Below are 13495 nucleotides of genomic sequence, written 5' to 3'. Positions count from 1 at the left end.
CTCAACATCCGCATAGCTCTATCATATTCAAGTATTCGCAATCAATCCACGAAATCCTGTATGCCTGTAAAATTTTCCATCTGGTTGATTCATACAACATGTCGAAATTTGTTTTTGGTATACTAAATGATATGAATGCAAGAAAGGAAGTGCAACATGGCCAAACGTCCTCTGACCCCTCGCGAGAGTGAATTGATTGCCACCGCCCTGTTCGTCGTCGGACACGTCCCATACATAGGGCATATCGACCGGCTCGAATCAATCACGCTAAGAGATATCGCCGATGATTATTTGAGTGGAAAAAATTCCGTCACCGACGCCGTCGAGGCGCTCGATCAATACATCTTTGTCCGCCGGCATCGCTTTAAAAATGTCACACCGAACAATCTGTGGACGCTCGACGACAAGACCGAACAAGAAGCGCTCCGCTACATCGTCCGTCGTCCGGAACTGAAAAAGGGCGAGACGCTCAACAAACAGAACCAACCGTTCACGGTCGGTCAGGACATCGAGTTCAAAGTCGATAAGCAACTCGACCGTGGCCAGTTCCGAATTTACATCGGCAAACTGAACGGTTACACGGTCAAAGCCCAGTCGAAAGACAAAGACAAGCTCAAGACGGTCAAAGGATGGATCACCCACCTCGACCGCAAGGACCGTCTCGTCTTCGTCAACATCTCCGAATTCGGACGTGAGCCGATTGAGCCAGAAGCCAAGGCGCGACTCGAGGCAATGAGTGCCGGACTGCTCGGCTGGTTCGCCACGGCCACGCTACCGTCCGAGGCGGAGGCACAGACGGCCAAGCAGATGATTGCCACGTTGCAGCGTCGGGACCAACCGTATTGGTTCACGTTGACCGTCGCGATGAACCATCCGAAGCCCGAGCACGTCAAGCGCTGGGGAACGGTCGTCAACCTGCTCGTCAAAGCGAGCGCGGGCGATACGACCGCGCTCGAGACGCTCGAGGCCCAAGAAGACAAGTATTTCAAAGATGCCTTCCTGCGGGCGCTCCGGGCGCTACACAAAGAACTGACCAAAGCGACATAACGGCCAGGTGACCTGACATGGGTCACCTGTTTTCGATGTCCTTCATGAGAAAGGAAGAGGGTCATGCACGTACTGATTGTTGAAGACGACCTGGCCATCCTGCATCTGATTGAAACGACGTTACAGCGGGCCGGTCACACCGTCACCACGGCCATGGACGGAAACGTCGCCGAGCGACTGTTTTTAGAGCGACCTGCAGATGCTGCCGTGATTGACATCCTGTTGCCGGGCCAAGACGGGCGAACGCTCTGTTCCCGGCTGAAACGATTGACGGATATCCCGGTCATCCTATTGACCGCCCTCGGGGAATGGGAGGAGAAACGGAGCGGTTTCGAGCACGGGGCCGACGATTACATGACGAAACCGTTCATTCCAGAAGAACTGCTCTTCCGGCTCCAAGCCATCGCGAAACGTTACGCCAAGAATGCGGCCACGGTCGTCACTGCCGGACCGCTCAAACTCGACTTGCGTGATTATCGGCTCGAACTTCATGAGGAGACGATCCACTTGCCGAAAAAAGAGTTCGAGCTGCTCTATCAGTTGGCTGCGTTTCCAAGTCGTGTGTTCACCCGTGATGAATTGATTGAGCAAGTGTGGGGCCTCGAGTTCGAAGGCGACGACCGGACGATCGACGTCCACATCAAGCGATTGCGGGCTCGCCTCCGTGACGAAGGCAACATGATTCGGACGGTACGAGGCGTCGGGTATACGCTCGAGGTGACGCCATGAAGACGCTATACACGCGAATCGTTTTGACCGTGTTTATGATTTTATTGTTGTCGGGCGCTATCGCCCTGTTCGTCAGCAACGTCGCCTACTACGTGTGGTGGCAACCGTCCTATAGCGACAAGACCGAACAGACGGCTGAAGCCGCGAAAGCGTACTTCGAGGCCCATACCAATGGTGAGACGTCCACATTTTATACACTGCTCGCTCAGACCGGCTATCAGTTGTTCGTCGTACGACCGGACGATTCGATTGAACGCTATGGCGGAGCGTTCCGGGATGAGCGGCTCGACACCGACGTCATCGCCTCCGTCCGGTCCGGTGAAACCTACGACGGGATGCACACCTATCCGTTCCACTTGTTTTTGCTCGGACTGTTCGACAACGAGGTCGTCAATACGTATGGGTTTAGCATCGATGGTGAGGATGCCGTCTTCATCCGTCCCGATTTGAGTGCCCAAATCCGCGAGCTGCATTTATTCGTCGGGTTGTTCTTCGCCTTGTTGACCGGGCTCGCCTTCATCTTGATTGCCTTGTCGACGAGTCAACTCGTCCGCCCGTTGCGGACGTTGACCGCTGCGACCGATTCGGTCGCATCCGGGGGTCGGCCGAGCGACCTCCCGCTCGAGCGCAACGATGAGATCGGCACGCTCTCCCGTCGCTTCAACGATATGGTCGACTCGCTTGAAAAATCGGAAGGCGAGCGCAGACGGTTTGTCTCGAGCGTCTCCCATGAGTTCCAGACCCCGCTCACTTCCATCAAAGGCTACGCCTCGGAACTCGTCGCGACGACCGACGGTGACGCGAAAGCGCATGCCGCCATCATTCGAGACGAGGCTTCGCGCCTGTCCGATCTGACGAGACAGTTACTGCTCCTCGCCCGGCTCGACGAGGCCAACGTGTCGTTAACGACACCGGTCGATGTGCGTGCGTCCATCGAGGATGTCATCCGGCGGCACACGTTCCAACTCGACGAGAAAGGGATCGCCGTTGCCACAGAACTCGATTCGACGCTCATCGTGACCGGTGACCCGCTATTGCTGGCACAAGTGTGGTCCAACTTGCTGACGAACGCGATTCACGCTTCTGCAGACGGTGGCCTCATCACCATCAAGGCGTATCAAGCCGAACGCCCGACCGTCTCGATTCAAGACGTTGGTGTCGGCATGGATGAAGCGACGAAGGCACGGCTGTTCGAGCGTTTCTATAAAGGCGACGCCTCACGATCCGGACGAGGCACCGGGCTCGGACTCGCCATCGCCCGAGATATCGTCCACCTTCACGGCGGCACGTTGGCGGTCGAATCTCAGCTCGGGACGGGTACCGTCTTTTACGTCACGTTGTAGTCATGTTCATATTCCGTTCATCTTGGTCGGTTATGCTTCCTTCATCGCTATGAAGGAGGCTTTTTTTATGATCTTAGGTTTAAAAGAGATGTGGCGGCAAAAACGAAAATTTTCGCTCATCTTCGTGATCACGCTACTTATCGTCTTGTTGTCGACATTGATCACCGGACTCGCGGACGGCCTGGCTTATGATAACGGGGCCACCTTGCGTGAACTCGATGTCGAGTCGTTTCAACTGTCCGATGATGCCGACGGGCAATTGACCCGCTCATTCATCGAACTGCCGACACCCGATGCGCTCACCCCGCTCGGCGTCAAATCGATGACGCTCGTCCATGGGACGAAAAAACAGGATGCCACATTATTCACACTGCCGAAAGATTCCACAATCGGGCCCGAGCTTGACCTCGCTGTCGGGGACGTGCTCGTCGACCCAAGTTTTCTCGGTGACGTCGAAATCGGAGACACGGTTCGCGATTTTGCGTCCGGGTATGCATTCACCATCGTCGGGACGACGGACGGTCGCTATAGCCACGCCCCGGTCATCTGGGCAACACAGGATACGTGGGAAGCGTTCCAGACGGCTAGCGGTCAGCCCGCCTACGTCTCGGCCTGGCTCGGGAAGGCTGACACCTCACTCGCTACGATGACGAAACAAGACGTCGTTAAGGCCGTCCCTGGGTATACGGCAGAACAAGGCACATTCACGATGATGCGCGGCTTCTTGCTGTTCATCGGCGCATTCATCTTGACCGCTTTCTTTTATATGTTGACACTCCAAAAGCTCCCGGAGCTCGGGATTTTGAAAGCAATCGGGATTCGTCCCCGTGTGATCGGCACGGCTCTCGTCATCCAGGTCATGGCCACGGTGCTCACGGCGAGCCTGCTAGCCACGGTGCTGACAGGGTTCACCGGCACGTTCGTCCCAGACGCCATCCCGTTCCGGTTCGACTTGGGCAACGTGCTCGCATATGGTGCGGTCATGGCCGCCCTCTCACTCATCGGGACATTGTTGCCGCTTTGGAAATTGCGCCGGCTTGACGCCGCCGACGCGCTAGGAGGAATTGGACAATGAAATTGACGAATATTTGCCATACGTATGACGGACAACCCATTTTGCGTGGCATCGATTTACAGGTCGAGCCCGGGGAATGTATCGGCATCATCGGACCGAGCGGTAGCGGGAAGAGCACGCTGCTCCAAATTCTTGGTTTATTGAAACGACCTGACGTTGGGCTCATCGAGCTCGAGGGACGGGAGTTGCTCGCTGCGAGTGAAGAAGAACGACGCTTGCTTCGCTTGAATGAAATCGGCTTCGTATTTCAGCAAGCCCACCTCGTTCCATATTTGACGGTTCGAGAACAACTCGAGCTCGTCCAGGCCGAAAGCGAATCTAAACAAGACCCGCTCCACCTGCTCGACGTCCTCGGTCTGAGTCATCGCCTCAATCAACTGCCGAAGCACTTGTCGGGCGGCGAACGGCAGCGCGTCGCCGTTGCCCGAGCCCTCATCAATCGGCCTCGACTCTTGTTGGCCGATGAACCGACGGCGAGCCTCGATTTCGAGAACGGGCGCCGGGTCATGGAGTTGCTCGTCGCTGAGGCGCGTAATCACGGACGTCGAGTCCTTGTCATCACTCACGATGAACGCATGCTAGACGTCTGCGACCGGGTCCTATTGCTTCAGGACGGTCAGCTTCAACCCTCGCCCCGACATTAAAAAAAGGGAAGACCGCGTCCATCGCGGCCTTCCCTTTTTGTTGTTCAAGGTTTGTCACATGGCGTGCACGCGAGCCGGCAGCTCGACCCACTCGCCCGATAGATGGCCCAAATGATGCGTCAGCCAAGCGTTGAAACCGATGACGAGCGTCAATCGACCCGCTTCATTGATGCCCGCCGAGACGACACGAATCAATCTCTCCTCGATATGTTGCGAGACGAGAGTGATGCGGGCGAGTGCGAGTACGGACCGGACGATTTCATCGGCCGACACGTCAATGGAAACGGCGATGTCCGGGACCGATAATTCGATTGCCTGCCCAGGCTGACATAAGTAGCGGTCAATTAACACGTCCAAGACGATTCCATGTTGCCGTTCCCCGCTCGTCGGAGCGCGATAGAACGTCACTCCCTCAGTCGTCGTATAATCCGTCTGTCCCATCAAACATGCCTGTAAAAATTGATACATCGCCTGTCGCTCCATCGGTTCATATCCTCCCACTTGCTGACTATTCGCTACCATCATATGTGGCAACTCTATTCGGCACAATGTGTCTTATCTAACATAAGCCTTGGCGTTCCGTCATTGAAAACACACCATGACCCATATGGCGCGTGAATTGGGAACGCGTTTTCGGGTACAATAATGGGGAAAGGAGCGGTTCATATGCAGAAGAGATGGAAGGTTGGACTCGCAACATTATTCACTGGCTATTATGCCATCAGCTACTATGCGTTCAAACGCATGACACGAGGGAAACGCAAGACGCCCGAGATGCTGTTGGCCCCCTACACGAAGGAAGATCAATCCTTTTATCACGACGTGCCGTTTGAGCACGTCTCGCTCCGCTCGCAAGACGGATATCGCCTCTATGGGCGTGTCTACCGAAACGAAGGCTCATCGAAGTGGATCGTCTTCGTGCACGGCTATACGGCGTCCCACAGCTTCATGGCCCCGCATTTGGCGATGTTCCATCGCCTCGGCTACAATCTGCTCGCCGTCGATTTGCGGTCCCACGGCGAATCCGAGGGCGTGTACGCCTCGTACGGCTATCATGAGAAACATGACATCGTGGATTGGGTCGACTGGTTGCGGGTTAATGAATCCGTCTCCGAGGTCGGGCTGCATGGCGTGTCGATGGGCGCCGCCTCGATTTTACAGGCCGGTCCATTGACAGATGTCGATTTTTTGATTGCCGAGTGCCCGTTCGATGACATGAGACAACTCATGCGCCATCAGTTGAACGTCATACACCGACTGCCTGGTGATTTGTTGTTGCCGGGAATCAATTACTTCCTTTGGACGCGAGCCGGATTCCGGATGCACCAAGTCCGACCGAAACGAGCGCTCGCGGCAATCGCTGTGCCGGTCTTGTTCATCCATGGGACAGAGGACGATTTCGTCCCGACCTGGATGTCCGTCGAGATGAATGCGCTCAACCGCAAAAATGAGATCGCCCTCATCCACGGCGCGGAACATACGAACTGTATTTTGAAAGACCAGCCCGCGTATGAGGCGGCCGTCAGTCAGTTTCTGAATCGACGACGTGAATCGGTCCAGCAATAAGATCGAGCAAGGCATGAACGACCATCACCGGCCAGAGGATACCCATCGCCACATATAAATAACCGAGCCCCCACCCGACGAGACCGGTCACGAGGATGCCTCGGACACCTTGATAAGCGTGGGCCAACCCGAATAACGCTCCGCCGATCAAGGCGAGCATCGGGGGCGAGACGTCCACCCACAATGTGACCGTGTAGAGCAGCACGCCACGGAAGATGAACTCTTCGGTCACTCCAGCCGTCCAAGACACGGCGCCCCACGCTCTCGCCTCCTGAATCGTCTGAGGCAACAGCAACCGTTCAATCTCGAGCTCATAATATGGCCGTAACCGGCGCCGCAAACCCGGAGACGTTTTCACGAGCAGATAGAACGCGATCAATGCGGAGATGAGGACGCTCGTCAAAAAGAAGAACTGCCAGGCGCGCAAATCCCCCTCGGCCGGGGCGAAGCCGAGCCCGACCGCTTCAGGCGGGACCTGGAACAAAAAGACGAGGGCGAGCAACAGCAAACAGAGCCCCCACGCCGATTTGATGGTCTGATCGTACACGCGGCTTCGTCCGAGCGTTTCAATCATCGGTTTCATCAACCGGGCGTTGAACAATTGGACAATCAATAAATACACGAGAATGATGGTAAAGACGGCCTGTTCGAGCATGGATATCCACTCCTGTCCTTCCTGTTAGCTATATGCTACACTATTCGGGTATTGTCTAGAAAGCTAGGAGGCGGAATCTTGAAACGATTGATTTTGCGACTGACCGGTCTCATGCTTGTGATCGTGCTGTGCCTCGGCGCAATCGGCTGGTTTGGTCAACATGATAAAGTGAACAACGGTCTTTACCGGGCCTATTACGGGGATCACGGCATCCCTGCTGTCCATCGTGACGTGTATGAAGATGCGGCGGCGACGTATGACGTCGATTGGCGGCTTCTTGCCGCGGTCCATCGCGTCGAGACGATTTTCTCCCATAGCTCATCGATGCGTTCATCAGTCGGGGCGATCGGTCCGTTCCAATTCATGCCGCGGACGTGGCTCGGTTGGCAGTACGACACCGACGACCAAAAAGGTGACGTGCCTGAGGACGAGGTCGATTTGACAGACCTCGCGCTGATCGAACAGTATGGCGGTCTCGGACGCGACGGTAACAACGATGGCCAGGCCGACCCGCACAGTCTCGTCGATTCGGCCCATGCAGCCGCTTATTATTTAAGCGAGCACGGTGGGACGACGGCAGATTCGACTGATTCGATTCGGAACGCCATCTTCGAATACAACCGAAGCGAGCAGTATGTCAACGATGTGATGTCGTTTTATGAGTCATATCAAACCGACGTGTCTTATTTACCGGATGACAAGGCGTCGGCGACGCAACAAGTTGCCCGCTATACAATCCGCTATTTGGAATGGTTCGCTGGCTGGGTCTGACCTGGCACTATTTGAGCAAAAGTGAGGAAACATTATGAACACCCATATCGAGGAAGTGACGATTCGCGTCAAGTCCGTCTTCAATGAAGATAAGACGAAACGATATATGCGAACGTACGAGTTCACCGATGTCGTCGACGGCGTCATCTGTGCCGTCATCATCTATTCGCCACGGATGAGCGATGCCTTCTTGTCCGGCACGACCACGCAACGGGCGTATATGCTCATGCGGAACCATCTCGCACAACCGATTCGTGAGATGCGCGTCATCAGTCTCGTCCCGACGCTCGCCATCAATGACAACCTGCCTTACGTCGAGTCACAGCTCGACGAGGTCAACTTTCATTACGTGGAGGAAACGCTCGACGAGGTCGAGGCGAGCGGTGGGATGGCAATCGTCGGTTGGGGCTCGCCAGGTCGCTTGATGCACCATGCGACTCCGTATAAGACGCTTTTCGCCGACCACGAGGCTCATATGTTCTGTATCGGTACGACGTCCAAAGGCGAGCCGCAACAGATTCGTATGGCCAACGAGAACACGGTGCTCGAGGCGTTCAATAACGAATCGGTCAAACCGAAGTTTAGAATCGTGAAAGAAACGAAACAAGACGACTCCGAGTGAGTCGTCTTGTTTCGTTTATATGCCAATCCATACGCTCACTCCGAACAATACAATCAAGAGCGACGCCATCAGAAAGTCACTCCGCGTGACGGGAACCACTTCATAGGTAGCTCGAGGCTCCCCCGTGAACCCGCGTGCCTCCATCGAGAACGCGATGCGTTCCGCTTGTCGGATTGATCCGGCCAGAAGCGGGATGATTAAATTCGGAACGTGCCGAATGCGTTCGAGTCGCGTCTCTAAACGAACGCCTCGCAAAGCATGCGTTTCATACAGCTGCATCAGTTCATGCTTCAAAATCGGAAAGAAACGAAAGCCGACGAAGACACTGTAAGCGATTTTAGGCGACAACTTCCCTTGTTGCATCAAGCTGTAGACGAACCGTTTGGGGTCCGTCGTCAACGTGAACAGGAGTGACAACGCGGTGAATGCTAATACCCGTAAGGAGAGCGTCGCTGCTAGTATCACATTTTCGACGGTGACGTCGTTGCCGAACAGCGTGAACATGACCTCCCCGCCCGTCTCTTTTCCAAAGACGAGCGTCGTCCACAATGTCCCGAGCGCGGTGAATAAAAACGGAATCATGAATAGCCCCCACCGCTTCCAGTTCACGTTAGAAAAAAGAATTTGAAGTATAAGCGTTCCGATGAATACCGTAAGCGGCGTCCATGGATTGTACATAAAGGCAAGACCGAACATGAGACACGTCACGGTCATAAATTTGATCGTCGGATTCATCTCTTGAAACGTCATCACGATTCCTCCAGCAATAAACCGTGAGCTTGTAGTAGCTCTGTCTCATTCCAGAGCGATGCATCATATGGCCCACTCAAGTAACCTTCATGCATCAAGTAATAGGTGTTCGCGATTCGGGCGAAACTAAGGTCGTGTGTCACAAACAGAACCGTCTGGCCGGCGCGGATTCGTTCAACCATCAATTCATAAAGCGCACGAAGCGATACCTCATCTTGTCCAGCAGTCGGTTCATCGAACGCGATGAGCCGTTTATTCGAGAGCATCATCACGCCGATGGCGAGCCTTCGTTTTTGCCCGTGACTAAGCGAGAGTGGGTGGTCGTTACGAAACGGTCCAAGTCCGAGCCGGTTCATGATGTCCCCAATCGGACGATTATGGCCATATGCGAGCTCACATGACACATCACTCGTGATAAACAGATGAGCCGGAGATTGTGGGACGAGTCCGACTTCTTGATGTTCGCGGGCAAGGCTCTTGAGCCAAGTCGATTTGCCACTGCCGTTTCGACCGAGTACGGCAATGAGATCACCCTCGGCGACGGTCAGCTTGCTCGCTGCTAAATTGAATGTTTTTTTGTTTAATTGCGGTACGTGAAATAAAAAATCATCTCCTTTTGTCACCTCAACCGGAGAGAACGTATAATCCGGGCGGGCAACGAACGGTCCATCATAGTTGATGCGTCCGTTCACGAGTTCCACTTCTCTGTCGAAGAACCCGCCCCATAGGAAGGGTCGATGTTCGATGACGACAACGTTTACCGTCTGTGCGACGTTGTCGAGCCACTGAACGAAACGGGTTGATGTCTCGGGATCAAGGTGCGCGAGCGGCTCATCGAGCAGTAGCCATTCTGGCTTCCCGATCAAGGCGCAGGCGACAGCGATTTGTTGCTTTTCTCCACCTGAAAGGTCATGAATGACTCGGTCACGATAATCGGTCAACTGCAATTCCGCTAAAATATTGGCCACACGCGTCATCATCTCGTCCCTCGCCACGGCAAAATTTTCGAGTGTGAAAATCAATTCCTCCTCGACCGTCTGCATGACGAACTGACTGTCAGGATCTTGAAACACCGTTCCGACACGACGATTCACCTCACCAGCTGCATACGTATCATAAGAGCGGTCAAACAAATATAGTTTGCCCGTCACGATTCCATCGCAGTTCTCTGGATACAGACGATTCAACAAAGAGAACAATGTCGATTTCCCCGACCCGCTCGCCCCTGTAATGAGAGTCCTCCCAGCCGTTAATTGAAGCGTGATGTCCGTCAATACTTTGCTCTGTTTTTCCGGATAGCGGAATGACAGCTGTTCTGCCTCAACCATGCACACGTCCCTGACGCGCGATGGCATACCCTTCGAGCGCACCCGTCCGAAGCAACAAGTCGCTTAAAATCTTACCTCCCAGACCGGCAATGATCATCCCGCTCGTCGCTCGTAACGCGAACATCGTCGCCACGTATGTCGGACTGAGGGCAGCAAGTCCACCCATGACGTACGTATACGCGAAACTCGTCGCAGCTGCACCAAATCCGGCCAGCATGAGCACCCAAAGGTCATATCGCTTGTAGCCCGTGACCGCAAACGCCGCTTCAGCACCAAGTCCTTGAATGATCCCGACTAAAATCATACGAGGTCCAATCGCGTTCCCAATCATCATCTCAATCGTCGCCGCAAGCACTTCGGACAAGAATGCGGCGCCAGGTCGGCGGATGATATAAGCCGCAATAATCGAGACGATGAACCAGATGCCGAAAATCCATTCGTACGCGATCGGTCCGATCAAGCCAGCCCATAGATTCCCGACATGGACGAACGCCAAATAGACGACAGCGAATACGACCGATAAAATGGCCAACAAGACGATTTCTTTTAACTTCCACGACTTAAGCATCGTTACGTCCCTCGTGTGACGGGCTGTTCACGCTGAACGTCACCGTCATGACGACGTGGCTCGTCTTCGCACGGACCCGGTCGAACGTCGCCTCGTAAAATGAAAACACCGGTTCGATGTCGCCGTGAATGCCCGAGGCGTAATGCATCGAGTCATTGAAGACGCCACGCTCTTTCGCAAACGCAATTTCTTCGTAGATGATGTCCATATACTTCGCGTCCCCGAGCGGATAGAGGGCGAACTGAGAAGAGACGTACTGGGTCGATACAGGACCGTTCACAGGATCAGTCGTCACGTCGAGCAGATTGTCTCCTGCCGTGTCGCCTGGGCACCCGACCGAGAACGTCCCGCTCATCGACACATGTTCCCCGGTCTTCGTTGCATGTGACAAGACGGCTTTGGCCACGTCGAACACATGCTGACTGCGTCCCCGGATGACCGTCGAGACGTCATCGGTATGCCGCCAAACGTTTTGCAAGTTCGTCTCTTTCAATGCCCCTTTGATGACACTCACAAAATCAGATGTCATTGGGCTCAGCGTAAAGCGGAATCCGACAATCGGACTCGTACCACATTGGTTGTTCATGTTCTATTCCCCCTTATTGTATGTACACAAAAAAGCCGCATCCATGAGAATGCGGCCACTCGTCCAATGTAAAAATCCATTAGAAAAAGTGCCACACTTCCTCACGCCGGTATTACCCGGATCGAGTCATAAGGGATTGGAGCCATGCTCACATCTCAGCCGAAGCACCCCTAGTGTAGTCCAATGTATGCGGTTATCTATGCAACGAGAAGTATAGACGACCGCTCCGAATTTGTAAACGGTTTATGTGAAAGTCACGATACCGTTCCCCGGAAGCGTGTCCTGCAACGTCGTCCAATCGAGCGCCATCTCCTCATCCGTCAACAGACACGCGTCGAGTCCGGCCTCGATGACCGCACGCTCCATCCGCTGCCCGATCAAGACGAGCTCCGTCTGACGGTCCCCGTTCGGCTCGACGTAGTCGGCGGCGAGCTCAGGTTCTGCCGTGAACATGAGACTCCGCTCTTCCTCCGGCAGCGTCGCGAGCCAACGTCCCGCGTGTTCGAGCGTCGATGCGTACCCCGCTTGCGAGAACAGGCAGGCGATGTCGTTCCGGGAGGCGATCCATAAGAAACCTTTGGCGCGGACGACTTGATCCGGGAACGCCTCGATCCAGGCGTGGAGCCGCTCCGGATGAAACGGACGGCGGCGGCGATAGACGAACGAACTGATGCCGTATTCCTCCGTCTCTGGTGTGTGTGTCTCGGCCTCTAGTTCTTGAATCCAGCCGGCGGCGTGCATCGCCTGCTCGAAATCGAAAAGATTGACGTCCAACAGCTCCGTCAACTCCACGTTCGCGTAAACTGACGTCAACAGTTTGGCGGTTGGATTGAGCGCCTTCAACAGCCCGGCCATCTCACCGAGTTCTGTCTCGGTCACGCGGTCCGCCTTGTTCAAGACGATGATGTCCGCGAACTCGATTTGGTCGACAAGCAGGTCGACGACTTCGCGGACGTCCGTCTCATCGATGGCCTGCTTCCGTTCATGAAGCGACTCGCCCGAGTTGAAATCTTTCAAGAACCGATACGCATCGACGACCGTCACCATCGCATCGATATAGACACGGCTCGTCAAGTCGATGCCAAGGGCGTCATCGGCGTATGTAAACGTTTGGGCGACCGGAATCGGTTCTGAGATGCCAGATGACTCGATGATAATCCCGTCGAGCTCACGGTCGTTCGTGATCTCCTGTACCGCTTCGAGCAGGTCCTCACGGAGCGTGCAACAGATGCAGCCGTTCAATAGCTCGACCAATTTTTCGTCCGTCCGCGAGAAGCCGTTCTGCTCGATCAATCGTTCGTCGATGTTCAACTCGCTCATGTCGTTGACGATGACCGCATATTTCTTGCCGGACCGATTGTTCAACAGATGATTCATCAACGTCGTCTTGCCGCTCCCTAAATAACCGGACAGCACCGTGATTGGAATTCGTTTCATGTATCCCCACTCCTAAATCGTAATCATTACTTTTTAGATAATGACGGGTCACCATTGTCTTGTCAAGAAAAAAAACACGCCCGTTCCCGGACGTGTTCCTTTCCCTATTCTTCCAACGCCTTGCGTTCCGCCTCGGAGCGGGGATACGTGTTCGCCTGCCACTCGGCCCGATAAATCGAATCGAGCTGCGTCAGACCGACCTCATCCTCATCCTTATCGGCATCGACACTCGGGGCCTCATCCCAGCGCGGATTCAAATACGTGTGGTCGTCTTCCCGGTTCGCATCCAATAGTTTTTGAATCCCGACCCGGGCCACTGCCGCGAGTGCCAAACCGATGCCTGCACGAACGAGCAATCGCTTCACCATCTCTTT

Annotated in this window: 16 protein-coding genes and 1 riboswitch; of the genes, 8 read left to right on the top strand and 8 right to left on the bottom strand. The window is 54.6% G+C overall.

Annotation, left to right across the window (positions count from 1 at the left end; all coding sequences use genetic code 11):
* Positions 1-156: 156 nt before the first annotated feature.
* The 5 genes from ACZ2GZ_RS07170 (at position 157) to ACZ2GZ_RS07150 (ending at position 4838) form a co-directional block, all read left to right on the top strand.
* A complete protein-coding gene (locus tag ACZ2GZ_RS07170; RefSeq protein WP_058763742.1) occupies positions 157-1047 on the top strand; it encodes a hypothetical protein in 891 nt (296 codons plus the stop codon).
* Between the two features lie 63 nt (positions 1048-1110).
* On the top strand, positions 1111-1776 hold the full coding sequence (locus ACZ2GZ_RS07165; protein ID WP_214714880.1) for a response regulator transcription factor: 666 nt from the start codon (positions 1111-1113) through the stop codon (positions 1774-1776).
* Positions 1773-3119, top strand: a complete 1347-nt coding sequence (locus ACZ2GZ_RS07160; protein WP_214714878.1) for a sensor histidine kinase — start codon at positions 1773-1775, stop codon at positions 3117-3119. Before ACZ2GZ_RS07165 ends, ACZ2GZ_RS07160 begins: the two co-directional genes overlap by 4 nt.
* Before the next feature lie 67 nt (positions 3120-3186).
* On the top strand, positions 3187-4194 hold the full coding sequence (locus ACZ2GZ_RS07155; RefSeq protein WP_214714876.1) for an ABC transporter permease: 1008 nt from the start codon (positions 3187-3189) through the stop codon (positions 4192-4194).
* Positions 4191-4838 carry an ABC transporter ATP-binding protein gene (locus ACZ2GZ_RS07150; protein ID WP_035385665.1) on the top strand — a complete coding sequence of 216 codons (648 nt, stop codon included), beginning with the start codon at positions 4191-4193 and terminating at the stop codon, positions 4836-4838. Before ACZ2GZ_RS07155 ends, ACZ2GZ_RS07150 begins: the two co-directional genes overlap by 4 nt.
* 54 nt (positions 4839-4892) lie before the next feature.
* Here the strand turns inward: ACZ2GZ_RS07150 and ACZ2GZ_RS07145 are convergent, their stop codons facing one another.
* Positions 4893-5363, bottom strand: a complete 471-nt coding sequence (locus tag ACZ2GZ_RS07145; protein ID WP_214714874.1) for a hypothetical protein — start codon at positions 5361-5363, stop codon at positions 4893-4895.
* Between the two features lie 141 nt (positions 5364-5504).
* Between ACZ2GZ_RS07145 and ACZ2GZ_RS07140 the strand changes: the two genes are divergently transcribed.
* Positions 5505-6404: an alpha/beta hydrolase gene (locus ACZ2GZ_RS07140; RefSeq protein WP_214714872.1), complete on the top strand. Its 900-nt coding sequence runs from the start codon at positions 5505-5507 to the stop codon at positions 6402-6404.
* Here the strand turns inward: ACZ2GZ_RS07140 and ACZ2GZ_RS07135 are convergent.
* Positions 6361-7059, bottom strand: a complete 699-nt coding sequence (locus ACZ2GZ_RS07135; protein WP_214714870.1) for a CPBP family intramembrane glutamic endopeptidase — start codon at positions 7057-7059, stop codon at positions 6361-6363. The genes ACZ2GZ_RS07140 and ACZ2GZ_RS07135 overlap by 44 nt on opposite strands.
* Positions 7060-7137: 78 nt before the next feature.
* Here ACZ2GZ_RS07135 and ACZ2GZ_RS07130 point away from each other — a divergent pair, with 78 nt between their 5' ends.
* The gene (locus ACZ2GZ_RS07130) at positions 7138-7830 is read left to right on the top strand and encodes a lytic transglycosylase domain-containing protein (protein ID WP_251135268.1); all 693 of its coding nucleotides are present in this window, start codon (positions 7138-7140) and stop codon (positions 7828-7830) included.
* Positions 7831-7864: 34 nt separating this feature from the next.
* A complete protein-coding gene (locus tag ACZ2GZ_RS07125; protein WP_214714868.1) occupies positions 7865-8452 on the top strand; it encodes a hypothetical protein in 588 nt (195 codons plus the stop codon).
* Between the two features lie 15 nt (positions 8453-8467).
* Here ACZ2GZ_RS07125 and ACZ2GZ_RS07120 read toward each other — a convergent pair whose 3' ends face one another.
* From ACZ2GZ_RS07120 to ACZ2GZ_RS07095, 6 genes are all read right to left on the bottom strand, one after another.
* A complete protein-coding gene (locus ACZ2GZ_RS07120) occupies positions 8468-9202 on the bottom strand; it encodes an energy-coupling factor transporter transmembrane component T family protein (protein WP_251135267.1) in 735 nt (244 codons plus the stop codon).
* Positions 9202-10530 carry an ABC transporter ATP-binding protein gene (locus tag ACZ2GZ_RS07115; protein ID WP_214714866.1) on the bottom strand — a complete coding sequence of 443 codons (1329 nt, stop codon included), beginning with the start codon at positions 10528-10530 and terminating at the stop codon, positions 9202-9204. Before ACZ2GZ_RS07115 ends, ACZ2GZ_RS07120 begins: the two co-directional genes overlap by 1 nt.
* Positions 10523-11098, bottom strand: a complete 576-nt coding sequence (locus tag ACZ2GZ_RS07110; RefSeq protein WP_214714864.1) for an ECF transporter S component — start codon at positions 11096-11098, stop codon at positions 10523-10525. Before ACZ2GZ_RS07110 ends, ACZ2GZ_RS07115 begins: the two co-directional genes overlap by 8 nt.
* Positions 11091-11684, bottom strand: coding sequence for a YkoF family thiamine/hydroxymethylpyrimidine-binding protein (locus tag ACZ2GZ_RS07105; RefSeq protein ID WP_058763762.1), 594 nt, complete (start codon positions 11682-11684; stop codon positions 11091-11093). Before ACZ2GZ_RS07105 ends, ACZ2GZ_RS07110 begins: the two co-directional genes overlap by 8 nt.
* An 81-nt stretch (positions 11685-11765) precedes the next feature.
* A riboswitch (TPP riboswitch) is annotated at positions 11766-11866 on the bottom strand.
* Positions 11867-11927: 61 nt separating this feature from the next.
* Positions 11928-13121: a GTP-binding protein gene (locus ACZ2GZ_RS07100; RefSeq protein WP_214714862.1), complete on the bottom strand. Its 1194-nt coding sequence runs from the start codon at positions 13119-13121 to the stop codon at positions 11928-11930.
* A gap of 104 nt (positions 13122-13225) precedes the next feature.
* On the bottom strand, positions 13226-13489 hold the full coding sequence (locus ACZ2GZ_RS07095) for a hypothetical protein (RefSeq protein ID WP_021067530.1): 264 nt from the start codon (positions 13487-13489) through the stop codon (positions 13226-13228).
* Positions 13490-13495 lie beyond the last annotated feature (6 nt).

The organism is Exiguobacterium sp. KKT215 (assembly GCF_055635335.1).
The sequence above is the reverse complement of the archived record's forward strand: the minus strand, read 5'-3'. Positions and strand labels throughout refer to the sequence as shown.

Coding starts and splice junctions, on each gene's coding strand:
- ACZ2GZ_RS07105 (WP_058763762.1), bottom strand. CDS start 11,684: ATGAACAACCAATGTGGTACGAGTCCGATTGTCGGATTCCGCTTTACG.
- ACZ2GZ_RS07165 (WP_214714880.1), top strand. CDS start 1,111: ATGCACGTACTGATTGTTGAAGACGACCTGGCCATCCTGCATCTGATT.
- ACZ2GZ_RS07115 (WP_214714866.1), bottom strand. CDS start 10,530: ATGGTTGAGGCAGAACAGCTGTCATTCCGCTATCCGGAAAAACAGAGC.
- ACZ2GZ_RS07120 (WP_251135267.1), bottom strand. CDS start 9,202: ATGACGTTTCAAGAGATGAATCCGACGATCAAATTTATGACCGTGACG.
- ACZ2GZ_RS07140 (WP_214714872.1), top strand. CDS start 5,505: ATGCAGAAGAGATGGAAGGTTGGACTCGCAACATTATTCACTGGCTAT.
- ACZ2GZ_RS07145 (WP_214714874.1), bottom strand. CDS start 5,363: ATGATGGTAGCGAATAGTCAGCAAGTGGGAGGATATGAACCGATGGAG.
- ACZ2GZ_RS07095 (WP_021067530.1), bottom strand. CDS start 13,489: ATGGTGAAGCGATTGCTCGTTCGTGCAGGCATCGGTTTGGCACTCGCG.
- ACZ2GZ_RS07155 (WP_214714876.1), top strand. CDS start 3,187: ATGATCTTAGGTTTAAAAGAGATGTGGCGGCAAAAACGAAAATTTTCG.
- ACZ2GZ_RS07125 (WP_214714868.1), top strand. CDS start 7,865: ATGAACACCCATATCGAGGAAGTGACGATTCGCGTCAAGTCCGTCTTC.
- ACZ2GZ_RS07160 (WP_214714878.1), top strand. CDS start 1,773: ATGAAGACGCTATACACGCGAATCGTTTTGACCGTGTTTATGATTTTA.
- ACZ2GZ_RS07135 (WP_214714870.1), bottom strand. CDS start 7,059: ATGCTCGAACAGGCCGTCTTTACCATCATTCTCGTGTATTTATTGATT.
- ACZ2GZ_RS07100 (WP_214714862.1), bottom strand. CDS start 13,121: ATGAAACGAATTCCAATCACGGTGCTGTCCGGTTATTTAGGGAGCGGC.
- ACZ2GZ_RS07110 (WP_214714864.1), bottom strand. CDS start 11,098: ATGCTTAAGTCGTGGAAGTTAAAAGAAATCGTCTTGTTGGCCATTTTA.
- ACZ2GZ_RS07170 (WP_058763742.1), top strand. CDS start 157: ATGGCCAAACGTCCTCTGACCCCTCGCGAGAGTGAATTGATTGCCACC.
- ACZ2GZ_RS07150 (WP_035385665.1), top strand. CDS start 4,191: ATGAAATTGACGAATATTTGCCATACGTATGACGGACAACCCATTTTG.